Here is a 23,810-nt window from a genome sequence, read left to right as displayed (position 1 = left end):
CTTTAAGCCGCCTTGGTATCAGCTTTCACACTGAACCGGCGAAACTCCGAGATCGTGACATACTGCTCGTAGATATCAGGATGATCCAGTTTCAATCGGATCAGATTGTCCTTGTCGATGTTAGGCTTCCGCACCGGATTGTAGGTGACCGTATAATTTATGCCGTCCTGCTGGCAAATGGCTTTGCAGCTCTTGCCCATTTCGGCAATCAGTGCTCCCTTCAGCCGCTGCATATCCGCATCGATTTCCTTGCTGTTCTTTTCAGCACGTTTCTTTTCTTCTTGGAGCTGGAGATACCGCATCAGCTTGGCAGTCAGAGAATAATCAAAGGTCACCACAGGGGCGTCCTTATCCGCAGGGCCCGTATGCCGGCGCACGCTTTCAATTACAAGATCGCCCTCCTCGGTATAGGGCGGCGGTGTTTTGGCAAGGACATGGTTCTCCCAGAAATGTTGTTCCAAGAAAATCATCTCATCCTCATAAGCCTCGTCGCGGCGAATCTCACGAATGATGGTTTCTTCCTCGTTGTTGCCGTACAGACAGCAGAAGAAGCAGCGATTCACATCCATGACGGCCATGTAATGGCGCCCCTGGGTTTCGTAGTAGACCGGAACAGTTTCTTCCCCATTCAGCCACCAGTGATCCTTGGCATTGTAGTTTGTGGTTTTGATTTCCAGAATTGCGGTCGTACCATCCGGAAGTTCCACAAAGTAGTCCACATCCGCCAGCATCCAGGGATACTTGGGGTGCTGGAACATCTTCTTGACCTGATAGATCTTGTAGCCGGTCCGGTGCTGGAAAATTTTCGCCACTAGCGGCTCCAGCAGATGCCCCATTTCCAAAGCAACCCAGTTTTCTTCGTTGTCCTCAACCGCTGCAATATTCAGCTTGTCGTAGTACAGGTCACGGGCCGTCCGCCAGGGTGATATACCCAGCAGCGCAGCCACATCACTGCCACCAATTCCTTTTCGCCGATAAGCGAGCCATTCCTTTTCGGATAAGTCTGCGGTCTCGACCAATACCCGTGGTTGATGCGTTTCCTTCAATGCCGCACAGCTATCCGGCATACTCAGCACCCCCTCCTCGTCGGGCGAGGAACGACGTGCGCCTTCATCACCGGGCACTGCCTCTTGATAGGCTGCTGCAGTTTCTTGAACTTCCTCCAACTCTCGTTCGATTTTTTCTCTTTCACCATGATGTCATGGTTCGGCATTTTCGTGTTCATTTGTATACCTGCCTTTCTGATTTTTGATATATCCTCAAAGCCGCTTCCGGCATTTGGGCAAAAAAATAAGCGAGGGTGACTACGGCATACGCCTGCTGTCCACAGCAACCTGTGAACCAAAGTCATCCTCGCCAATAGGGAATGGGCATTCCCTGAAAATAGAAAAAAGCCAGTAATATACCGACCCATACGGGCGCAGTAATACTACTGGCACAAGTACAATCTTAACTGCGTGTGCAATGCGGGCCTTTGGCCTGCGGTACAGAACTTAGGTCTGTATCCCATACGGGAGGCGCACAAAAATCAATTACGAATCAAGTTTAGCACAATATATAGTGTTAGTCAAGTGTTGTTATCTATATATAGTGTTTTAATTATTTCTTTGTATCTGTCTGAGAATAAAAAATGAGAATTTGCAGAATTCAACCCGTTCCGTCCCTATATATAAAGCGTATAGATATGGCGTGTGGCTCCAACGCCTGTCTGTGCTCCTTTTGTACCTTGACAGACCCTATAATCTTTTCCTTTGGTGTGATACAGGGGTTGTGGATAGTGTGTGATGACTGCATGGAGCACGCCCATGGCTGAAATACTGCATAGCAGGCCCTGACAATACGCGGCGGAAAAGCCCGGCGCAGGAAATGGCCTTTGGAAGAGACCTGATACTTCCCGATGAATTTAAATGACTTCATTGTTTTTGTTGAAAACCTTTCCCTACAAACAGTAGAGGATATATGTAATTGCAAATAAAGGAGGGCAATTATGGAGAAAAGAAAACCCAATGACCTTTCGCCTGAGCAGTGCTTGGCGGTAGATACGGAATCGCTCTGCAAGCTGCTCGACTGCGGGCGGCACACTGCCGTTCAGATCGGCGACCTTGCCCATGCTCGCATCACCATGAATTCTCGTGTCCTCTGGAGCGTTCAGCGCGTAAAGGAATATCTTTACGAGATCTCATGCTGACAGAATCCTGCCCACCAGGGGCGCAACAGCACACCAACCATCGGGAGGTATCAATTTATGCCCAAAATTAGAAAAGACAACAAGGGCCGCAATCTCCGGCCAGGCGAAACCCAGCGTTCAGACGGCAGCTATATGTTTGTCTATATGCTGGGGAAAAAGAAAAAGTACATTTACGATACTGACTTAGCCGCTCTTCGCGCAAAAGAAAAGCAACTCACGAAAGATGCCGATGACGGCGTTCGTACCCAAGAGGCCATGAAAATCACCCTAAATGACATGTTCAAAGTTCTCATGGATACGAAACTCCAGTTGAAGGCTTCCACGCGGGCAAATTACGAATACCTTTGGAGCAGTTATATTAAGGACGAGCCGTTTGCTAACACTCCTCTGCCCAATATTCGTAAAAGCGATATCCTGACATTTTACACTAAGCTTTTGAAAAAGGGCTTTGCAATCAACTCGCTGGAAAGCATCAATAATCTGGTTCATCCCGCACTTGAATTGGCAGTCGATGATGACTATATCCGAAAGAACCCCAGCAAGGGTGTTTACCGTTCTCTAAAATCCGATGGAAGCGGAAAGCCTGCAAAAACAAGGATTGCGTTGACCAAGGAGCAGCAGAAGAACTTCCTGCGCTTCATTTCCAAATCGCCAATGTATAGTCACTGGCTGCCCGTCATGGTCGTGCTGCTTGGTACGGGACTGCGTGTGGGAGAGTGTACTGGGTTAACCAAAAACGATGTGGATCTGGAGAACAACACTATCTCCGTGAATCACAACTTGATTTATCGGGTCATTGATGGGAAAGCAGGCTTTCACATTACCACTCCCAAAACGGCAAGCGGTACTCGCACTATTCCCATCCTGTATCCGGAGGTTGCCGAACAGCTCCGTGCGCTGATTGAAGTGATGGACGCCTTGTACCCGGAGGATCTCGTGATGAACGGCTATCATGGTTTCCTCTTCCGAAACCGCTCTGGTTACTTTCTCAGTGCCCACAACATCAACCGGGCCATTGAGCGCATCTCCATCGCCTACAACGCCGAAGAAATGGACCAAGCAGAATTGGAAGACCGTGAGCCGGATCTATTGCCTCATTTCAGCGTACATAATTTACGGCACACCTTCTGCACCAGACTTTGCGAGAGCACAAATGACATTAAGTTCATCCAGCAAGTGATGGGACATGCTGATTTCTCCACCACCATGGACATCTACACCCATATCACGCAGGAAAACATGAAGGAAAAAGCAGAAGTGATCAAAGGCAATTTGGTGCTGATGTGAAAATTACAAAAAAGGGCAAATCCGCATCTCGAACGCGGATTTGCCCTTCATTTTGGCCCGTCTGGTGTCGTCTGGTTTCAAGCAAAAGTTGTAAAAAAGTTGTAGTCGCAAGCCCCTTTTGCTTCATCTTGTGTTGTCCGTTTCCGTCAGACACTACATATTGTGCTTTACTTGTCCAATGGCTTCATCGTGGGGAACAGGATTACGTCCCGGATGGAGTCGGAATTGGTCAGCATCATGACGCAGCGGTCAATGCCGATGCCCATGCCGCCCGTGGGAGGCAGACCATACTCCAGGGCGGTGATGAAATCCTCGTCCATCATGCCGGCCTCGTCGTTGCCCGCGTCGCGCAGGGCGATCTCGTGCTCGAAGCGGCCCCGCTGGTCAATGGGATCGTTGAGCTCGGAGAAGGCGTTTGCAAACTCACAGTGGTTGATGAACAGCTCAAAGCGCTCCGTCAGGCGGGGGTCCTTGGGAGAGCGCTTGGTCAGGGGGGAGACCTCCACCGGATACATGGTGATGAAGGTGGGCTGGATCAGCTTCTCCTCCACCCGCTGGTCGAACGCCTCATACAAAGCGGTGCCCCAGGTGCGCTCGCAGCCTTCCAGGTCGACGCCCGCGGCTTCCACGGCTTTGCAGGCCTGCTCGTCATCCGAGACGGCGTCGAAGTCCACGCCCACATAGTCCCGAACGGCGTCGATCATGGTCAGCCGCTTCCAGCCGGGCGTCAGGTCGATCTCCTCGCCCAGCCAACGGACGTTGTAGCCGCCCAGGATATCCTTGGCGGCGGTGGACAGAACGCCCTCGGCAATGTCCATCATATCATGGAAGTCGGCATAGGCCTCGTAGAGCTCGATGGTGGTGAATTCCGGATTGTGCTTGGGGTCCATGCCCTCGTTGCGGAAGATGCGGCCGATCTCGTACACCCGCTCAAAGCCGCCCACCACCAGGCGCTTGAGGTGCAGCTCTGTGGCGATGCGCATATACATGTCGATATCCAGCGTATTGTGATGGGTGATGAAAGGCCGGGCGGTGGCGCCGCCGGAAATGGTATTGAGGACCGGGGTCTCCACCTCCAGGTAGCTGCGCGCGTCCAGATAGGCGCGCACATGCTTGATAAAGGCGGTGCGGATCTGGAAGGCGCGGCGCACGTCCTCGTTCATGATCAGGTCCACATAGCGCTGACGGTAACGGGTCTCCTTGTCGGTCAGGCCGTGGAACTTCTCCGGCAGGGGCAGCAGGGACTTGGAGAGCAGCGTCACCCGGCGGGCCTTCACGGAGATCTCGCCCCGCTTGGTCTGGAACACTTCGCCCTCCACGCCGACGATATCACCGATGTCGGTCTTCTTGAACTTGGCAAAGGCCTCCTCCCCCAGCTCGTCGATGCGCACATAGAGCTGGATGCGGCCTTTGACGTCCTGAAGATCACAGAAAACCGCCTTGCCCATGCCCCGCTTGGACATGATGCGCCCGGCCACGGAGACCGTTTTGCCCTCCAGGGCCTCAAAACCGGCCTTGATGTCGGCGGAGCGGTGGGTCACGTTGTACTTGGTGATCTGGAAGGGGTCCTGCCCCGCGTCCTGCAGCTCCTTGAGCTTGGAACGGCGGATCTGGCGCAGTTCAGACAGGGTTTCTTCCATGGGCTCGTTGACGTTTCTCTCTTCAGTAGACATGGTAGCTGCTCCTTACTTTACTTTTGAATCTCTAAGATCTGATACCTTAATAAACCGGCCGGCGCTTCCACGTAGACCTCGTCGCCCACGGCCCGCCCCAGCAGAGCCCGTCCAAACGGGGAGTCCTCGGAGATGCGGCCGTTCATGGGGTCGGCCTCCTGAGAACCCACCACCTGATAGCGCTCCTCTTCGTTGAACTCCAGGTCCAGCACCTTGATGCTGGAGCCCAGACGGACCGCGTTGGGATCCTGCTCGTGCTCTTCGATGACCACGCAGTTCTGCAGGATATTCTCCACCTCCGCGATGCGGGAGTAGAGTTTGCCCTGCTCGTTTTTCGCCTCGTCGTACTCGCTGTTCTCGCTCAAATCGCCGAAGGAGCGCGCCTCCTTGATCTGGTCGGCCACCTCTTTCTCGCGGACCGTCTTCAGATAAACGAGCTCCTTTTTGAGCTCCTCCAAGCGCTCAGCGCTCAGTTTGAATTCCTTCGCCATGTTGTTCGCGCACACCTTTCCTGTTATGCTTTCCGTCTGATTCTCTTTGGCAGAAACAGGTCTCCTGCCGACCTGCAAAATGCTGAAAGGATATGGTTTCTCACATTAATACGATATTATATGTAGTTTCCCCCATCCTGTCAAGTCAATTTGCTTCTAAAATTTGTATATTCGCAAGATCCAGACGTCCCTCCTCCCACAAAAGCGCCAGCAGCGGCAGCCCTTCCGCCGTCCGGCATTCCAGCCCGGGGGGAGGGCCAAGCGCCAGCGCGCCCAGGTCCGGGACCGCCCCAAAGAGCTTCAGCGCACCGCGGACATCCGCCGCCGGGGCAAAGCAGAGCACGGCGTGGGGCGTCACCCCCGCCTCCGGCTCCACCACCGGCGCGCCGTAGGTGCAGCGCAGGTATCCCGCCAGCTCCCTTCCCCCCGCCGGAGCGTCGACGATCAGGGTACGCACATGCCGGCACAGCTGTTCGGCCGCCTGGAACAGGGGCCGGTTGACCCGCGTCCCCGCCAGAGACACCGCCGCCTGCCCGGGGGCGATCCCCTGCCGCTTCAGCGCGGCCAGGGCCAAGGGCGCGGCCAGGGCCTGACACAGGGCCGCGGCGCTCACGCGCTGCAGCCCCGCCGCCTCCAGCAGCGGCCAGCCCGCAAATCCCTCCTGCGCCAGCACCCGCCGCACCCCCGCCCGGCACAGCAGCTCGGCCGCACGTTCCAGCCGGCGCTCCAGCTTCCGCTGTGCCAGCGCGTCCGGTGCGGGTACCCCCGCCCGCAGCACGGTCATGCCCGCCAGCTGCGTCCGTTCCAGTACCGGCCGGCGCCCCCGCCTGTCCTCCCGCACCAGCCAGCCCACCATTCCCCATCACCTCGGGACAAGGATATGCGCGCCGCGATGGGATATGACCGCCCTTTTTTGCAGAAACTTTACCTTGCCTTACCACAGCTTTTCATTTCTTTACCCGCGCCTGGTAGCGCCCGGCGCTCCGCTTCGGGTATCATGGGGACTGTCCGCAAGACAAAGAATCGTATCTGTATTGGAGGAAAATCTGAATGAATTGGAACAGACCCCTGGCCGTTTCTCTGGCGGCCCTGACCCTGTGCGGCAGTCTGGCCGCCTGCAGCGGCGGCACCGCCGACAACGCGCAGACCAGCGCCCTCCCTGCCGCCGCCCCCGTGTCCCTCTCCGCCGCTTCCGCCCAGCCCGCACAGACGAAGGCCCCCAAGTACGTGTTCCTGTTCATCGGCGACGGCATGAGCTATCCCCAGATCCAGTCCACCGCCGATTACCTGGGCGCCCTGGCCGACGAGGACTACTTGAACGCTCAGCCCAGCCTGGACGACAACATGGGCGCCAAGCTGGACGGTCCTTCCTATCTGAATTTTATGAATTTTGAGACCGCCGGTTCCGCGGTGACCTTTGATTCCAACAGCTTTGCTCCCGACTCCGCCTCCACCGCCACCTCCATCTCCACCGGCCACAAGACCTATTCCGGTACCATCAACATGGACGAGACCGGCAGCGTAGCCTATGAGACCATCAGCGAAAAGCTGAAGGATCAGCTGGGCTGGAAGATCGGCGTGATCTCCTCCGTCAACCTCAACCACGCCACCCCCGCCGCCTTCTACGCCCACCAGCAAAGCCGCGGCAGCTACTATGAGATCGGTCTGGAACTGGTCGACTCCGGCTTCGAGTATTTTGCCGGCGGCGGTCTGCTCAAGCCCACCGGTTCCGACAAAGACAAGGAGAGCCTGTACGACCTGGCTGAGAAAGCGGGCTATAACGTGGTCACCACGCAGGCCGAGGCTGAAAAGGTCACCAGCGGCCCCGTCATCCTCATCGACGAGAACCTGGCCGATTCCAGCGCCATGGCTTATGAGCTGGACCGTACCGACGCCATGTGGTCTCTGGCCGATTATGTGGAGAAGGGCATCGAGGTTCTGGACAACGATAAGGGCTTCTTCATGATGTGCGAAGGCGGTAAGATCGACTGGGCCTGCCACGCCAACGACGCCGCCTCCACCATCAACGACACCATGGCCCTGGCCGATGCGGTACAGGTCGCCATCGACTTCGCCAGGGAGCACGCCGACGAGACGCTGATCCTGGTGACCGGCGACCACGAGACCGGCGGCCTCACCATCGGCTTCGCCGGCACCGACTATGATACCTACCTGACCCTGCTGAACAGCCAGAAGATCTCCTTCGCCAAGTACGACAGCGACTACGTGGCCGCCTACAAAGAGAAGAAGGCCTCCTTTGAGACCGTCCTGGCCGACATCGAAACGCTCTTTGGCCTGAAGACCCAGGGCAAGGAGGGCGACAAGCTGGTGCTCACCGAGTACGAGCAGAGCCAGCTCAAGGCCGCCTACGAAAAGAGCATCAACGGTACCGCCGCCAGCCAGTACGAGCAGGCCGAGTACGTGCTCTACGGCACCTATGAGCCCCTGACCGTCACCATCACCCACATCCTCAACAACAAATCCGGCGTCTCCTTCACTTCCTACAGCCACACTGGCCTTCCGGTCCCGGTCCTGGCCGAAGGCGCGGGCGCCGAGGTCTTCAACGGTTACTACGACAACACCGCCATCTTCAGCAAGCTTGCTGAGATGCTGGGTGTGAAATAAATCGCATCCTTCTTCCTCTCCTGCACGGACCAATCCACAGACACCGGGCGGGCCGCATTTCTGCGGCCCGTCCGGGTATTCTCGAACCGGCGGCTTTGCCGCTGATCCGGGAAAGCCTCGTCCCGCTGCGGAAGGCCCCCTGACGGGTTCCGAGCGCAGCCGCCCGCAGTACGCGGCCGTTGGCGGCTGCGCCGCTTTATGGGCGCGGCGCGCCCCTTTCGGGTGAACCCGGCGGGCCGTTTGGTCCGCCTGCCAATTACAGAAGAAAAGGAATGTTGTCATTGAAGCTGCTGCACGACGGCGCCAAGCGCCGCTATTACGCCCCCGTGGCGGTCTGCCTGCTGCTGATCCTCCTGCTGGCGCTCCTGCCCACGGGCTTTGAGGGCGCGCTCAACTACCAGGGCAACGACCGCTGCGCAGCCCGGGTAGTGGCCGTGGACGATTCCGCCGTCGTGGACACCGGCCTGGTCCGCTCCGGAGAGCAGGCCTGCACGCTGGAACTGCTGGGCGGAGCGTTCAAGGGGCAGACGGCCACGGGCTACAATATGCTCAACGGCTCCCTGGAGCAGGATAAGATCTTCGCCGTCGGCGACAAGGCCCTGGTGGTCATCTCCTATCAGGGCGATACCATCCTCTCCATCAACATGATCGACCACTACCGGCTGAACTGGGAACTGGTGCTGGCTCTCTGCTTCGCGGCCCTGCTCATCTTCTTCGCCGGTAAGACCGGCATTCGGGCCATCGCTTCCTTCGCCCTTACCGTACTGATGATCTGGAAGCTGCTCATCCCCCTTTATCTGAAGGGCCACAATCCCATCCTCATCGGCCTGGCGGCGACTCTGGTGCTCACCGTGCTCATCATCGCCCTGGTGTACGGCTTCGACCGCCGCTGCGCCGCCGCCGTGTCCGGGGCCGGACTGGGGGTGCTGGTCACCTGTGTGCTGGGGATTCTGTTCACCAACGCCTTCCGCATCCACGGGGCGGTCATGGCCTATTCCGAAAGTCTGCTCTACAGCGGCTTTCCGGATCTGGATCTGACCAGCATCTTTATGGCCTCCATCTTCCTGGGCTCCTCCGGCGCGGTGATGGACCTGAGCGTGGACATCTGCTCGGCGGTGAACGAGGTGGTGGATAAACGCCCCGACATCTCCCGCCGGGATGCGGTGCGCTCCGGAATGAACGTGGGCCGGGCCGCCATGGGCACCATGACCACGACCCTTCTTCTGGCTTATTCCGGCGGCTTTGTGGCCCTGCTGATGGTCTTTATGGCTCAGGGCACCCCCATCTGGAACATCCTGAACTACAAATATGTGGCGTCTGAGATCATCCATACGGTGGTAGGGTCCTTCGGACTGGTCACCGTAGCGCCCTTCACCGCCCTCACCAGCGGCATGCTGCTGGCGGGCCGAACCCATACATCCGACTCCGGCAAACCAGAGGCGGCGGGCTAGGCCCGCCGCCTCTGGCGGTCGAAAAACCCTCCTGGAGAAGAGCCTGGCAGAGTTGAGTCGTCCGCAGGCGACGGGAGGAAAGGAAGTTCCGTCATTTCCGGCGACATGCGCGTCGGAAATGACACCTCTCATGACGGGCAGGGCGGCTTTTCTGCCAGAATCGAGCCCTGTCCGTCATGCATCCCTCTGTCGAAAAAGGCCAGAGGCGTTTTTCGACAAGCTGAGGCGGCGGGCTAAGCCCGCCGCCTCAGCTTGTTTTTTCCAGGGTAAAGACCAGGTGGAGGTAGGGGTCCGCTCCCTCCTGTGCGAAGAGGAATTCCGTTCCATCCAGGTATCCCCGCTGCTCTACCGATTGGGTAATGGTCACGTCCCCCGCCTGGAGGGTGTAGTCCGCAAAGCCCTGCTCGGCAATGGCGTCCAGCACGCCGCTTTTCATCCATGAGATCCCGTTATAGCTCTTCTGCGCGGCGCACAGCGCAATGGCCGCCAGCTGCTTCTGCACGGTATAGGAGCCGATCAGCTGGACCCCGCTCCGCTCTATCTCAATGCGCACACCGGTTACCTGTCCATCGGTGACGGTAAGCTGGTGGGCGGGCGTCGGGCCGCTGTCCCACAGGTCGATCACAACGCCGCCGTGCGGCGCTCCATCCCTCCATGTGCCGTCCGCCTCCATCCGCTCATCGGAGTCCAGCTGCAGAAAGCGGCTCATATCATTGACGTTGTCCGCGTACTGTTCCGGCGTCAGCGTCCCCCGGTGGATGGGCAGAAAGGCCTGCGCCGTCAGCACCAGGAGCAGTGCAAAAACCGCCGCCTCCGCAGCCACGTACCCCAGGCACCGGACGGCGCGATCGTCCTGGATGCGGTAAACGGTCTCCGCTTCCCAGCTCAGGGCCTCCCCCCGCTCGCAGGCACGATAGCTCTTATAATTACGGTAGAGCTGGTAGATGGGGACCCCGCAGCCCATGCCCTGACAAAAGACGCCCCAAGTCCGTCGAAAGGCCGACCGGAAGCTCAGCTTCCGTCCGTTCCCGTCCCGCACCTCCAGGCCAAACAGTCCTTTGCCCGGGGTGGTCCCCAGGGTGCAGAGCAGCAGCGGCTCCACCCCCAGCATCAGTGCATAGCCGATATAGCGCTCCAGCAGGCGAACGAGCACATTGGGGTCCGGGTTCCAGCGCAGCACCAGCAGCTGCACCGCCGCCCACAGCAGGCCGTACACGCCCAGGTCCAGCGACCGGGCAAAGTACCGCCGCCAGGGATGGGAGACGGTGGGCAGCGCGTCGGTATCCAGGGTAAAGCGCCCCTCCCCCGCCGCAGGCCGGTCCAGCCGCTCCAGGTACCGCCGGGCGTCCAGCGCCTGGTATTCCGCCCCCTCCTGACGTATCTGCCGGCAGATACCGGCCGCCCACTCCAGCTCGGAGCGCTCCGCAGCCAGCTGCGCCTCCCGCTCCCGCAGCGCCGCATCCAGGGACAGCTCCCCCCGCTGCAGGCGCCGGATGGACTCCAGCGACAGGCCCAGCTGACGCAGCAGCTTGATCTTGCGCAGGGTGTCCGTGTCCTCCTCCGAATAATCCCGGTAGCCGTTTTTCTCCCGCCGGGGGCAGACCAGCCCCTCCTGCTCGTAAAAGCGGATGTTGGCCCGGGTCATGTCCAGCAGCGTCTCCAATTGGCTGACATTCATGGTATGCGCCTCCTTATCGGTCTCAGGATAAGGGATAAAGCGGGTTTACAGTCAAGCTTTTTTTCTCAAACGAAGGCGCAGGCCCGCCCGCTACGGTTTCAGCAGCTCCAGCGCCGCGTCCAGCTGGGCGTCTCCCTCTCCGGACGGCTCGACCTCCCGGTCCAGGGTGAGCCCGGCGCCGATGAGCGACTTCCCGCTGCCGGTAAAGTAGGCCCCGGTGGAGAGGGCCATGGCGCTGCCGCCGGGCAGCGGAAAGGTCTGCTGGGAATAGCCCTTGCCGCTGGTGGGCTCGCCCACGAGGACGGCCACGCCCCGCTCCTGCAGTTCCGCGGCGAAAAACTCGGCGGCCGAGTAGGTGTTGGCGTTGACCAGCACCGCCATGGGCAGGTCCACGCAGTCCGCGTCCGACTCCGTCACCGTCTCGTGCCCCTGCCGGTCCCGGCTGATGAAGATGGGCCCCTCGTTCAGCAAAAAGTCCAGCATATCGGTCAGCTCTGTCAGATAGCCGCCGCCGTTGTCGCGCATATCGAACACCAGGGCACGCGCCCCCTGCTCCTGGAGCGCGGTCACCGCCGCTTCCAGACGCCGGGCGCTGTTTTCATAGAAATTGGAGAGTTTTACATAGCCCACCTGCCCCTCCAGCAGTTCATACTCCACCGGGTCGCTGTCCAGGGCGGCCCGACGCACCTCCACCGTGCGCGTCTGACCGGTCTGAGCGCGCACCTCCAGCGAGAGGGTGCTCCCCGCCTCCCCGCGGATCCGGTCGGCTCCGTCATAGCGCGCCTCTCCCGCCAGGGACTGCCCGTCCACGGCGGTGATGAGCTCCCCGGCCAGCAGGCCGGCCTGCGCCGCCGGAGAGCCCTCCGTCACCTCCAAAATCAAAAGTCCTTCCTCCCGCTCGTAATTGACGGTAACGCCGATGCCCACATACTGGTTCTTCCGGCGCTGATTCTGGGCCTCATATTCCTCGGCAGTCAGATAGTAGCTCCACCGGTCCCCCAGTCCGTCCACCATCCCTTCCAGCGCCGCGTCTACCACCGCGGCGGTGTCATAGTCTCCCACAAAGCGGGTGTGGACCAGAAACAGGCCCTCCAGCAGGGCCAGGCCGCCCTGGCCCACCACGGCGCGCAGGGCCAGCAGGCCGCCGCCGGTCAGCACAACGGCAGTCAGGAGCACCGCCAGGATCAGCTGCAGGACGGAAAAGCGTTTTGTCTTCATGCTCAGGTTCCTTTCTGTCTAGGAAAAAGCGGGAGCGGACGGAGGGCCTTTGCCCTCCGCCTGCTCCCAACACACACATCCATCAGTAATCGCGTACAAAACTCATGGAAGTATATTTCCTCTCCGGGTTGATGCGGGTATAATTCTCCCGGATCTCCAGGTGCAGGTGGTTGCCGTTGGAACTGCCGGTGGTGCCCACATAGCCGATCACATCCCCCTGCTTGACCATTTGCCCCTCGGTGACGTTGCGGGAGCTCATATGGGCGTACAGGGTGGAGCTGCCGTTGCCGTGGTCGATGACCACATAATTGCCGTAAGAGGAATGCCTGGCAGAGGTGACCACCTGACCGCTCTTGGCCGCCAGGATCGGGGTTCTTGCCGGGGCGGGGACGTCAATGCCGGTATGGCTGTGGGCCTTGTTGGTGATGGGATGGATGCGGTAGCCAAAGGCGGAGGTGAGCCGGTTATAGCCCGGCAGGGGCCACATGTAATTGCTCTCCGTGTCGATGGTGATATTGTTCTTCCGCCGCTCTTCCGCCAACGCCTTCTGCTTTTTGGCGATCTCCGCCTGGATCTCGGCGGCGGCTGCGCTCTCCGCGTCCAGCTGGCGGTTTACCTCCGCCATGTCCGCATTGATCTGATCCAGCAGCTTCTGGGCTTCCGCCACCTTCTCCTGCTGCTCGGCCTTTTTGGCCTCCTGCTGGGCCCGCGCGTCCTCCTGCTCAGCCCTGGCGCTCTCCAGGTCGGCCTTGATGGACTCGATCTGCCGCCGCGTCTCCACCAGCTGCTCCATAACGGCGTTGTCATAGTCCATCACGTCGTTGATGTCGGCCAGACGGTCCAGCATGTCGGAGAAGCTTTCGGCGTTGAACAGAATGGACCAGTAGGAGACATTTCCATCCTCCTCCATCGCCCGCACCCGCTTGCAGAAGAGCGCGTACTGCTCCTCCTCCCGGGCCACGGCCTCCAGCCGCTCCTCCTCCTTCTGCGCGATCTCCCCGTCGTAATAGACGATCTGCTGATCGATATTGTCGATCTCCGCCTGAATGGCATCCAGCTGCCGGGTCAGGATCTGCCGCTGCTGCTGGGCCTTGGCCTGGTCGTCCTTGACCGCAGCCAGCTGCTCTTTCAGCTCCTGCTGGCGGGCTTTGCTCTCGCTTTGTTCGGCTTTCAGCGCGTCGATCTCCGCCTGGGTCACCGCCCCTGCGCCGCCCAGGATCATGGTGAACATGGGCAGCAGGAGCAGCAGCGCCATGCACGCCGCCAGCACGGCCACGATCACACGCCGCCAATCGGTCTTCTGCTTTTTTTGCTTTTGAGGCTGCTTTTGCTGTTTTTTTGTCACGATGGTTCTCCTTTTGATCCGTCCGATTCCTACTAATATTCAATCAAAACGGCTTAAGCTGCTTTAACCGCGCAGAGCGCACTGAATATTTGTGAGACAGGCCTTGCGTCCCGCGGGCACAAACCCGGCGCACACGCCGGCGGGGCGCGGTTCCATTCCCATCATGACGGGAATGGAACCGCCGTATCAAACCTGCAAAAACTTTCGAATCGCCAACACCGAGCCGCCAACACCGATGACCAGGCCCGTACCGGCAAAAACCCCCAGCACCCGCAGCGCCATGGGCTGGAAGGGCAGCACCGTGATCAGGGCGATGGTGTCCGATGTGGTGATCGCGCTGCCCACCAGAGTGTATACGCCCCACTCCAGGAAAAAGGCCGCCACGGCTCCCGTCAGCCCCAGCAGCATGCCCTCAAACACGAAGGGCCAGCGGACAAAGGAGTTGGTGGCGCCGCACATCTTCATGATGGCGATCTCCTCCCTGCGGTTGAAGGTGGCCAGCTTGATGGTATTGGAGATGATGAAGAGCGACACCAGCAGCAGGATCACCACCAAAATGACGGCTACCGCCCCCGCGATGTTGCGCACCACCACGAAGCCCTCGGCGATCTCCAGCTCGGCCCGCACCTTGGCGATGCCGGCCGTGCCTTCCACCTGCGCCACGGTATCTTCCATCCGCTGGATCTCGTCCACATGGATGCGGTAGCGGTCCCGGTAGACCGTGGCGGGCAGGCTTGCAAAAAGCTCGTTATCCGCCTTGTCCGCCGCAAAATTTTCCTGTGCTTCCTCCTTGCTGACAAAGGTGGCGGAGGCCACGTTTGGGATAGCCTCCAGCGTGGCCTGGAGGGCCTGGGTCTGCTCCTGCGTGTAGCGCTCGTCCACGAAAGCCGTAAACTCATTTTCCCGCTCCAGGTCCCCCAGCATATGGTCCACATTCACCGCCACCAGGGTGAAGGAACCCATGATCAACAGGCAGCAGACGATCATGCATACCGCGGCAAAGGACATAAAGCCGTGGGTGAAGATGCTGCGGAAGCCTTCGGAGAGGAAATATCCGAAATCATATCGTTGTTTCATCGTTGTAATACCCGCCCGTCTCGTCGCTGATGACCCTGCCGTTCTCGATGGCAACCACACGCTTGGCAAAGCGGTTGACCAGTTCCTTTTCGTGGGTGACCACCAGTACGGTGGTGCCCAGTTCGTTGATCCGCTCCAGCAGCATCATGATCTCCAGCGAGCGCTGGGGATCCAGATTGCCGGTGGGCTCATCGGCAATGATCATCTGGGGATTGTTCACCAACGCCCGTGCAATGGCCACCCGCTGCTGCTCGCCGCCGGAGAGTTCGGTGGGACGGCACGCCCCCTTCTGATCCAGCCCCACCAGCTCCAGCACATAGGGGATGCGCTTGCGGATCTCCCGGGGAGCGGCCCCCACCGTGCGCATGGCAAACGTCAGGTTCTCCTCCACCGTCTTTTTTTCGATCAGCCGGAAGTCCTGGAAGATGACCCCCAGGGTGCGCCGCATGTAGGGCACCTGGCGGGGGCGGATGTTGTTCAGGTTGTACCCGTTGACCATCAGCCGCCCGGCGTTGGGCGCGATCTCGGCGGTAATGAGCTTGATGATGGTGGACTTTCCGGAACCGGAGGGGCCCACCAGAAAGACGAACTCCCCGTCGTCGATGCGGAAGCTGACCCCTTTCAGGGCCTTGGTACCGTTATCGTAAGCCTTCTGGATGTCGATCAAACGTATCATGTATGTACCTCAAAAAATTGACAATTGACAACGTTGCATTGTCAATTGTCAATTTTGATCTCTATCATCGTCAGGATTTGATTCCTCTGGAGAGGAGGTATTTCTTCACCATCAGGGCCACCTTGAAGGTAATGGCGTCGTCGAATTCCCTCAGATCCAGGCCCGTGAGCTTTTTGATCTTCTCCAGGCGGTACACCAGGGTATTGCGGTGGACGAAGAGCTTGCGGGCCGTCTCAGACACATTCAGGTTGTTTTCAAAGAACTTGTTGATGGTGAACAGCGTTTCCTGATCCAAAGAGTCAATGGGGTTCTTCTTAAAGACCTCCTGGAGGAACATCTCGCACAAGGTGGTGGGCAGCTGATAGATCAGCCGTCCGATGCCCAGATTCTCGTAATTGATGATGGACTTCTCAGTGTCGAAGACCTTGCCCACGTCGATGGCCACCTGGGCCTCCTTGTAGGCCCGGGCCAGCTCCCGGATGTGGGTGACGATGGTGCCGATCCCGATGACGATCTTGACGTGCAGCTCCTCGGTGACGGTCTCCTCGATCTGGCGGGCCAGCTTATACAGGTCCTTGCCCTCCGTGGCGTCGGAGAGCTGCTTGATCAGGGCCACGTCGGTCTCGCTGATGGAGAGGACAAAGTCCACCTGCTTGTCGGGGAACATGCCCTGTACCACGTCGATCAGGGCGGGTTCCGTGGTCTCCACCTGACGGATCAGGAAGACCGCCCGGGGCGCTTCGGAGATAAAATGCAGCTCCTTGGCCCGCACATAAATGTCGCCCAGCAGGATATTGTCGGAGATAATGTTTTTGACAAAGGTCGCCTTGTCGTGCTTTTCCTCATAATAGGTCTTCGCGCCGTTGAGGGCCACGGTGGCCATGGTGCACAGGGCACGCGCCTCCGCGTCGTCCCCCTTGGCAAAGGCGGCGTAGTCGAACTGGGACCCCCAGCCCTGCAGGGCCTTGAAGGTGCGCCCCTCGTAGCGGACGACGCCGCCCTCACCGGCGTTGACCGCTTCCACGGCTGCAGGCCAATGCTCCCCGATACAGCTCAGTTCGTTGCAGGCCACCACCGTCCCTTCGGAATCGATCACACCAATGGCCCGGTCTGTGCTGTCCTTCATCTGCAGGACAACGCTTTGAAACACTCTGCTGGACATAAGCGATAGCCTCCCTTTTTCTGATTCCTCTGCATTGAGGGGCTTTGACGACACACTCGTTGTCCCTTATTATACCGGGTCTTTTCGACCTTTTCAATAGGTTTTGAAAAGTTTTTTGTGGAAATTGCCGAAATACTCTGAAACACAGAGACCAAGGGCCGGATCGCAGGACCGCCGCCGCCCGGTTCAGTCCCCTGCATCCCGCAGGGCGGCGCATTCCGCCGGCGTCAGGTACCGCCACGCCCCCTTCTCCAGCGCCGGGTCCAGCTTCAGCGCTCCCATGCTCAGCCGCTTCAGATAGACGACCTGCTTATATTGGGATGCCACCATACGCTTGATCTGGTGGTACTTTCCCTCCTGGATGGTCACCAACGCCTCTTCCGGACAGTCCAGCCGCTCCAGACGGGCGGGCAGACAGTGCAGGCCGTCCCGCAGCACCATACCGGCGGCAAACGCCGCCTCATCCGCCCCGTCGAAGGGCCGGTCCGCCCGGACAAAGTAGGTCTTATCCACATGCCGCCTGGGGGAAAGCAGCCGGTGGGCCAGGGGGCCGTCGTTGGTGAGCAGCAGCAGGCCTTCCGTATCCTTGTCCAGCCTGCCTACCGGGAAAAGCCCCATCCGGCGCAGATGCTCCGGGAGCAGTTCCATCACCGTGGGCCGCCGGGGGTCTTCGGTAGCGGAGAGCAGCCCGGCCGGCTTGTGGAGCATCACATAGGCCCGCTTTTCCCCGGAAATAATCTCCCCGTCCACCGCGAAGCAGGCGCCGGCCTCATATTTCTCCTCCGGCGCGGCGGCCGCCGCGCCGTCCACCGTCACCCGGCCCTGACGCACCAGCTCCCGCGCCTCTCTGCGGGACCAGCGGCCCGTATTGGCCAAAAGCTTATCCAATCGCTCCATATCACACCTCAACCTCCGTTTCACCGCGGCACGTCCGTTCCGCTCGCCCTCGCGCTTCTAGTTGTCATGCTGCGGCGGCTGCGCCGCGCGGACGACGCCTCTCCGACTGCGCAAGCCGTCCTGCGGCGCTTGCGCGCCTCCGGTCCGTTTGCTTCGCTGCGCGTCTTCGTCCGCTGCTCCGCTCGCCTTCGCGCTTCTGGTTGTCCTTTTTCGATTATTTTATCATAGACCTTCCGAAAAAAACATACAGATTACCACGACTGTTTTTCGGAAGGGAGCGTTGCGCTGTGTTTATCTTCACCGCCAAGGTCCATCGCGGGCGCCTCGCGGCCGTGGCGGCAGCGGCCGTCGTGGTCTGCGGCGTACTGGTGGCGGCCGCCGTATTACAAAACGCCCAAGGGGCGGCAGTCTCCACTGCGGCCAGCCCAAAGGGAATCAAGACCGGAGAAGACCGGATCGCCTATCTGGAGAGCTATGGCTGGACCGTAGCCCCGGAGGAGGTCTCCGTGGAGGAACTGGTCATCCCGGAAGCATTCGACGAGACCTATGGTCAGTATCTGGAGCTGCAGTCCTCTCAGGGCTTCGACCTGACCCAGTACTGCGGCAAGCGGGTCAAGCGCTATACCTATGAGATCACCAATTATCCAACCGGCGAAAGCGGCATTCTGGCCGGACTGCTCATCTACAAGAACACCGTAATCGGCGCGGATGTGCTCTCTCCCCAGCTGGGCGGCTTCATCCACGGTTTGGAAATGCCTGCATGAAAGGCAAACGCGGCGCTCGCCAGAGCGCCGCGTTTGAGCCTCTCGAAAAGTGGCTTTGCCACTTTTTCGAGAAGAAATACACGAAATTTTCACCTCGATTTCTTACAAAATTGTCGGCGAAAATTTCGTGAGAAGTGTCCGTTCCAAGGCACATGTCCTTGGAACGGACGGGATTTCCTTTTATTCCGCCGCCTGCGGGCGGCGGGACTCCCTGCGGGAGGGCCTTTTTCGACCGCTGAAACGCGGCGCTCGCCGGAGCGCCGCGTTTGAGTTGGTCAAGAAAGTCTTGCAGGCTCCTGCGCTCATAGGTGCAAAGTAGGGTCCGGGCACGTACACGGCGGAGCCTGCTCCTCAGCCCACACGGGACAGCCTCAACGCTGAAGGGAATCGGACGCCTTATACAGAAAGACCAGATAGAGGATCCCGCCCACCAGCTGTACGATAACGGTGACGACGCTCACCGCCGCAGCCAGGACATTGATGAAGGGGATCAGCGCCAGGATGGTGCACACGATGCTGACGACCAGACATCCTGTGTAGATCTTCCAAACCGTCTGCGCCCGGGCCGCCTGCTCCGCATCGCCCTTTTCACAAAGCAGCTCTGCGCTGGTGGTGCAGATCATATAGACCATAACGACGCTGAGGATGCTCACCAGGATGCTCAGCGGGCCGAGGAACACACAAAGAAGGCTGACAACAATGTTTACGATCGCGATGGTGAAGGCCGTCTTATAGCCCGGATGTGCTTTGGACGCCGTATTCAGCCCCACCAGAGTCACGATCAGGCCAATCAGCCCTACAAAAGGGATAAAGCTGAACAGGCAGACAATCTCCCCGATAAACATGGTCTTCAGGCCACGGCCTGCCGTTGTGTAATCCGTCATTTTGTTTTTCTCCTTTCCCAACACGCCCGTTTATTTCCTATGATCCACCATGTGCACGTTCAGGTGGTTATAGGTCATCTCAATGCCCGCACGGTCAAAGGCGGCCTTGACCTGCTCCAGCAAGTCGAAATACAGCGCCCAATAATCCTCCGTGGCACACCAGACCCGCACGGTATATTCCACGCTGCTGGCCTGATAGGCTGAGACCCGCACAAAGGGCTCCGGCGTAAAAAAGGCCTTCGGGTGGGCGCCGATCACATCCCGGATGCAGGCGGTCACGCGCTCGGGCGCATCGTCATAGGAGGTGTTGAAGGTCAGATCCACCCGGCGTTTTTCTTCTGTGCTGTAGTTGACGATCTTTTCCCCGGAAATCTGCCCGTTCGGGATGGAAATGATCTTGTTGTCGATGGTGCGCAGCTTGGTATATACTAACCCGACCTCTGCCACGGTGCCGCCGACCGAGCCCACCTCAATGTAATCGTCGGCTTTGAAGGGCTTGGATACCAACACCTGGATGCCGCCCGCCAAATTGGACAGGGACCCCTGGACCGCCAGCGTGATGGCCAGGCCCAGCACGCTCAGGACTGCGATCAGGCTGGTCATGGGAATTCCGATATAGCCCAGCACCAGACAAATGGTGATAATCCAAAGAAAAACCCGCAGAGCGGCGCGTACGAAGGTATGCAGGCTTTTTTCCACCTCCAGCCGCCGGAACGTGCGGTCCAAAAGCCGGAGCAGTACCTTCATCACCACCATACAGGCCAGCAGCAGGAGCACGATCGTTGCGATATGCCACAGGTCCAAGCCCTTGATCGCCCCTACCAGCGTCTCGAACGCCTCCTGAGTCTCCTCGGTAGAGGCCGTCAAATTTGTGAGCACGCGTTTTTCTCCTTTCCGTTTCACCGCTTACATGTAATGCGCACCAGGCAAGGCCGCAGGCCTTGGACGCCTCGGCCCGCAGATCCCGTTCCGGTGTCCCGGCATAAGGATCTGACGCAGTGTTATGCGATATCCTGTGCCCTTCACGGACGCAGTTTCTGCGGCAGAGTCTGCAGAAGAGCGCGCAGGGCGGCTTCTTCCGCAGACCTTATTGTAGCACACCGCGTCCAAAGGAACAAGGCTGTTTTCGCTCTGCCTGTACGATAGGGCAGGAATCGGCGGTACCCCGGGCCGGCAAGGGACAACACGCCTGCCGGCAAGCAAGCGGGGCGGCCCGGAAGGGCCGCCCCGCTTTATGATGCCTGGATTACTCCTCGATGTCGATGACGACGCCGGAACCAACGGTACGGCCGCCCTCGCGGATAGCGAAGCGCAGGCCCTTCTCGATGGCGATGGGGGTGATCAGCTCCACCTTCATGTCGACGTTGTCGCCGGGCATGCACATCTCAACGCCCTCGGGCAGGGAGATGACGCCGGTCACGTCGGTGGTACGGAAGTAGAACTGAGGACGATAGTTGTTGAAGAAGGGGGTGTGACGGCCGCCCTCGTCCTTGGACAGAACGTAGACCTGGCCGGTGAACTTGGTGTGCGGATGGATGGAGTTGGGCTTGCAGAGGACCTGGCCGCGCTCCACGTCGGTCTTGGCAACGCCGCGCAGCAGGGTGCCGATGTTGTCGCCGGCCTCAGCAAAGTCCAGCAGCTTGCGGAACATCTCGATGCCGGTGACGACGGTCTTCTTCTTCTCGTCGCTCAGGCCGACGATCTCGACTTCCTCGTTCATCTTAATGATGCCGCGCTCCACACGGCCGGTGGCCACGGTGCCGCGGCCGGTGATGGTGAACACGTCCTCGACGGGCATCAGGAAGGGCAGGTCGTCGTTACGGGCGGGGGTGGGGATATAATCGTCCACCGCGTCCATCAGTTCCTTGATGCAGGCAAAGTCGGGATCGTCCACGCCGCCCTCGCAGGTCAGAGCGTTCAGAGCGGAACCCTTGATGATGGGGATGTCGTCGCCGGGGAACTCGTACTTGGACAGGACCTCACGGACCTCCATCTCGACCAGCTCCAGCAGCTCCTCGTCGTCGACCTGATCGCACTTGTTCAGGAACACGACCATGGCGGGCACGCCCACCTGACGGGCCAGCAGGATGTGCTCACGGGTCTGAGCCATGGGGCCGTCGGTGGCGGCGATAACCAGAATGGCGCCGTCCATCTGAGCAGCACCGGTGATCATGTTCTTGATATAGTCGGCGTGGCCCGGGCAGTCGACGTGGGCATAGTGCCGCTTGTCGGTCTCGTACTCCACGTGAGCGGTATTGATGGTGATGCCGCGCTCGCGCTCCTCGGGGGCCTTATCGATGCTGGAGTAGTCCTCGTACTGAGCCTGGCCCTTCAGAGCCAGATACTTGGTGATTGCGGCGGTCAGGGTGGTCTTGCCGTGGTCAACGTGGCCGATGGTGCCGATGTTGACATGGGGCTTGGTACGCTCAAATTTAGCCTTAGCCATTTGGATGTTCCTCCTTAAATACACGTATTACATGTTTTATCGTCACAATAATGCGAAGATATTTTATAGCATTGCAGTGTAAAATGCAATACTTTTATTGCAGAAGACGCCCTGCACACAGCGCACGCGCCTCGGCGTCACGCTGTGCGCTTAGTCTTCCTTCCGCCCGCGCTCGGCGATGATCTTCTCGGCAATGCTCTTGGGGATCTCCACATAGCTGTGGGGCTCCATGGAGTACTGGCCGCGGCCCTGGGTGCTGGAACGCAGGTCGGTCGCATAACCGAACATGTTGGCCAGCGGCACCAGAGCGTCGATCTGCGTGGCGCCGGGACGGCTCTCCTGGCCCTGGATCATGCCGCGGCGGCCGTTCAGGTCGCCGATGACGTTGCCCAGGTACTCGTCGGGGACGATGACGGAGACCTTCATGATGGGCTCCATCAGCACAGGGTTGGCCTTGCGGCAGGCCTCCTTGAAGGCCATGGAACCGGCGATCTTGAAGGCCATCTCGGAGGAGTCCACCTCGTGGTAGGAGCCGTAGATCAGATGGACCTTCACATCCTCCACCGGATAGCCGGCCAGCACGCCGGCCTGCATAGCGCCCTGGATGCCCTGATCCACGGCGGGGATATACTCCTTGGGGATCACGCCGCCGGTGATCTCGTTCAGGAACTCGTAGCCCTTGCCGGACTCGTTGGGCTCCACGACGATCTTGACGTGGCCGTACTGGCCCTTACCGCCGGACTGACGGGCATACTTGGTATCCTGCTCCACCGACTTCTTGATGGTCTCCTTATAGGCGACCTGGGGCGCGCCCACGTTGGCCTCCACCTTGTATTCCCGCAGCAGGCGGTCCACGATGATCTCCAGGTGGAGTTCGCCCATGCCGGCGATGATGGTCTGACCGGTCTCTTCGTCGGTGTAGGTCTTGAAGGTTGGGTCTTCTTCCGCCAGCTTGGCCAAAGCGATTCCCATCTTCTCCTGGCCCGCCTTGGTCTTGGGCTCGATGGCCACGCGGATCACGGGTTCGGGGAACTCCATGGACTCCAGGATGATGGGGTGCTTCTCATCACACAGGGTGTCGCCGGTGGTGGAGTTCTTCAAACCGATGACGGCGGCGATATCGCCGGAGTAAACCGTCTCGATGTCCTCGCGGTGATTGGCGTGCATCTGCAGGATGCGGCCGATGCGCTCCTTCTGCTTCTTCGTGGAGTTCAGGACGCTGGTGCCGGTGTTCAGAACGCCGGAGTACACGCGCACGAAGGACAGGCGGCCCACAAAGGGATCGGTGGCGATCTTGAAGGCCAGCGCGGAGAAGGGAGCCTCGTCGGAGGCCGGACGCTCGTCCTCTTCCTCCGTATCGGGGTTCACGCCCTTGATGGCAGGGATATCCACCGGAGAGGGCATGAAGTCCACGATGGCGTCCAGCAGCTTCTGCACGCCCTTGTTCTTGTAAGAGGTGCCGCAGGTCACGGGGACCAGCTTGTTTTCAATGGTGCCGCGACGGATCGCCTTTCGGATCAGGTCCTGGGGAATGGGCTTCTCCTCCAGGGCCAGCTCCATGATCTCGTCGTCCAGATCGGCGCAGGCGTCGATGAGCTTGGTGCGGTATTCCTGAGCCAGCTCCAGCATGTCGGCGGGGATCTCTTCCACGCGCATATCCTTGCCCAGCTCGTCGTAATACACGTCGGCGTCCATCTCCACCAGGTCGATGATGCCCTTAAAGGTCTCCTCGGCGCCGATGGGCAGCTGGATGGGCACGGCGTTGCACTTGAGCCGGTCATGGATCATGTCCAGCACGTGGTAAAAATCGGCGCCCATGATGTCCATCTTATTGACGTAGATCATGCGGGGGACCTTGTAGTGGTCGGCCTGGCGCCACACCGTTTCGGACTGGGGCTCCACGCCGCCCTTGGCGCACATGACGGTCACAGAACCGTCCAGCACGCGC

General features: G+C 59.5%; 20 protein-coding genes. 5 read left to right on the top strand and 15 right to left on the bottom strand.

Going from position 1 to position 23,810, the window contains the following annotated elements; genetic code table 11:
• Positions 1-2: 2 nt before the first annotated feature.
• Positions 3-1,166, bottom strand: a complete 1,164-nt coding sequence (locus MR825_RS02025; protein ID WP_353845855.1) for a YqaJ viral recombinase family nuclease — start codon at positions 1,164-1,166, stop codon at positions 3-5.
• 821 nt (positions 1,167-1,987) lie between these two features.
• On the opposite strand from MR825_RS02025, the gene MR825_RS02020 reads away from it, so the two are divergent.
• Both MR825_RS02020 and MR825_RS02015 read left to right on the top strand, forming a co-directional pair.
• Complete coding sequence (locus MR825_RS02020; RefSeq protein ID WP_007713156.1) at positions 1,988-2,188, top strand: hypothetical protein; 201 nt, start codon at positions 1,988-1,990, stop codon at positions 2,186-2,188.
• Positions 2,189-2,245: 57 nt separating this feature from the next.
• On the top strand, positions 2,246-3,475 hold the full coding sequence (locus tag MR825_RS02015) for a site-specific integrase (RefSeq protein ID WP_287878475.1): 1,230 nt from the start codon (positions 2,246-2,248) through the stop codon (positions 3,473-3,475).
• 167 nt (positions 3,476-3,642) lie between these two features.
• Here the strand turns inward: MR825_RS02015 and lysS are convergent, their stop codons facing one another.
• The 3 genes from lysS to MR825_RS02000 all read right to left on the bottom strand — a co-directional run bounded on the left by lysS (position 3,643) and on the right by MR825_RS02000 (position 6,495).
• Complete coding sequence (lysS, locus tag MR825_RS02010; protein WP_186906191.1) at positions 3,643-5,148, bottom strand: lysine--tRNA ligase; 1,506 nt, start codon at positions 5,146-5,148, stop codon at positions 3,643-3,645.
• A 17-nt stretch (positions 5,149-5,165) separates the two neighbouring features.
• On the bottom strand, positions 5,166-5,639 hold the full coding sequence (gene greA, locus MR825_RS02005; protein WP_186906192.1) for a transcription elongation factor GreA: 474 nt from the start codon (positions 5,637-5,639) through the stop codon (positions 5,166-5,168).
• A 145-nt stretch (positions 5,640-5,784) separates the two neighbouring features.
• A complete protein-coding gene (locus MR825_RS02000; protein WP_287878471.1) occupies positions 5,785-6,495 on the bottom strand; it encodes a hypothetical protein in 711 nt (236 codons plus the stop codon).
• A gap of 194 nt (positions 6,496-6,689) precedes the next feature.
• On the opposite strand from MR825_RS02000, the gene MR825_RS01995 reads away from it, so the two are divergent.
• Together MR825_RS01995 and MR825_RS01990 are read left to right on the top strand one after the other, a co-directional pair.
• A complete protein-coding gene (locus tag MR825_RS01995) occupies positions 6,690-8,264 on the top strand; it encodes an alkaline phosphatase (RefSeq protein ID WP_287878468.1) in 1,575 nt (524 codons plus the stop codon).
• Between the two features lie 272 nt (positions 8,265-8,536).
• Positions 8,537-9,715, top strand: a complete 1,179-nt coding sequence (locus MR825_RS01990) for a YibE/F family protein (protein WP_186906195.1) — start codon at positions 8,537-8,539, stop codon at positions 9,713-9,715.
• A 247-nt stretch (positions 9,716-9,962) separates the two neighbouring features.
• Here the strand turns inward: MR825_RS01990 and MR825_RS01985 are convergent, their stop codons facing one another.
• From MR825_RS01985 to MR825_RS01955, 7 genes are all read right to left on the bottom strand, one after another.
• A complete protein-coding gene (locus tag MR825_RS01985) occupies positions 9,963-11,393 on the bottom strand; it encodes a MerR family transcriptional regulator (protein ID WP_256176576.1) in 1,431 nt (476 codons plus the stop codon).
• A gap of 90 nt (positions 11,394-11,483) precedes the next feature.
• Positions 11,484-12,611 (bottom strand): S41 family peptidase, encoded by a 1,128-nt coding sequence (locus MR825_RS01980; protein WP_186906197.1) that lies wholly within the window; start codon positions 12,609-12,611, stop codon positions 11,484-11,486.
• A gap of 82 nt (positions 12,612-12,693) precedes the next feature.
• On the bottom strand, positions 12,694-13,956 hold the full coding sequence (locus MR825_RS01975; protein WP_287878463.1) for a murein hydrolase activator EnvC family protein: 1,263 nt from the start codon (positions 13,954-13,956) through the stop codon (positions 12,694-12,696).
• Between the two features lie 186 nt (positions 13,957-14,142).
• Positions 14,143-15,033 (bottom strand): permease-like cell division protein FtsX, encoded by an 891-nt coding sequence (gene ftsX, locus MR825_RS01970; RefSeq protein WP_186906198.1) that lies wholly within the window; start codon positions 15,031-15,033, stop codon positions 14,143-14,145.
• A complete protein-coding gene (ftsE, locus tag MR825_RS01965; RefSeq protein WP_186906199.1) occupies positions 15,017-15,709 on the bottom strand; it encodes a cell division ATP-binding protein FtsE in 693 nt (230 codons plus the stop codon). The genes ftsX and ftsE overlap by 17 nt, the downstream gene beginning before the upstream one ends.
• A gap of 70 nt (positions 15,710-15,779) precedes the next feature.
• Entirely contained in the window at positions 15,780-16,871 is a 1,092-nt protein-coding gene (locus MR825_RS01960; RefSeq protein WP_287878459.1) for a PucR family transcriptional regulator, read from the bottom strand.
• Positions 16,872-17,057: 186 nt separating this feature from the next.
• Entirely contained in the window at positions 17,058-17,768 is a 711-nt protein-coding gene (locus tag MR825_RS01955) for a pseudouridine synthase (protein WP_186906201.1), read from the bottom strand.
• Positions 17,769-18,055: 287 nt separating this feature from the next.
• On the opposite strand from MR825_RS01955, the gene MR825_RS01950 reads away from it, so the two are divergent.
• Positions 18,056-18,532 (top strand): DUF4830 domain-containing protein, encoded by a 477-nt coding sequence (locus MR825_RS01950; protein WP_186906202.1) that lies wholly within the window; start codon positions 18,056-18,058, stop codon positions 18,530-18,532.
• A gap of 371 nt (positions 18,533-18,903) precedes the next feature.
• Here the strand turns inward: MR825_RS01950 and MR825_RS01945 are convergent, their stop codons facing one another.
• From MR825_RS01945 to fusA, 4 genes are all read right to left on the bottom strand, one after another.
• Positions 18,904-19,416, bottom strand: a complete 513-nt coding sequence (locus MR825_RS01945; protein WP_186906203.1) for a hypothetical protein — start codon at positions 19,414-19,416, stop codon at positions 18,904-18,906.
• Positions 19,417-19,446: 30 nt separating this feature from the next.
• Complete coding sequence (locus tag MR825_RS01940; RefSeq protein WP_256176214.1) at positions 19,447-20,295, bottom strand: mechanosensitive ion channel family protein; 849 nt, start codon at positions 20,293-20,295, stop codon at positions 19,447-19,449.
• A 367-nt stretch (positions 20,296-20,662) separates the two neighbouring features.
• Complete coding sequence (gene tuf / locus MR825_RS01935) at positions 20,663-21,862, bottom strand: elongation factor Tu (RefSeq protein ID WP_186906205.1); 1,200 nt, start codon at positions 21,860-21,862, stop codon at positions 20,663-20,665.
• 150 nt (positions 21,863-22,012) lie between these two features.
• Positions 22,013-23,810, bottom strand: a 1,798-nt coding sequence (fusA, locus tag MR825_RS01930) for an elongation factor G (RefSeq protein WP_287878453.1), incomplete at its 5' end; no start/stop codon positions are given.

It is taken from the genome of Lawsonibacter sp. (genome assembly GCF_022777125.1).
Taxonomy (GTDB): Bacteria; Bacillota; Clostridia; order Oscillospirales; family Oscillospiraceae; genus Lawsonibacter_A; species Lawsonibacter_A hominis.
This window is presented reverse-complemented; position numbering and strand designations above follow the sequence as displayed.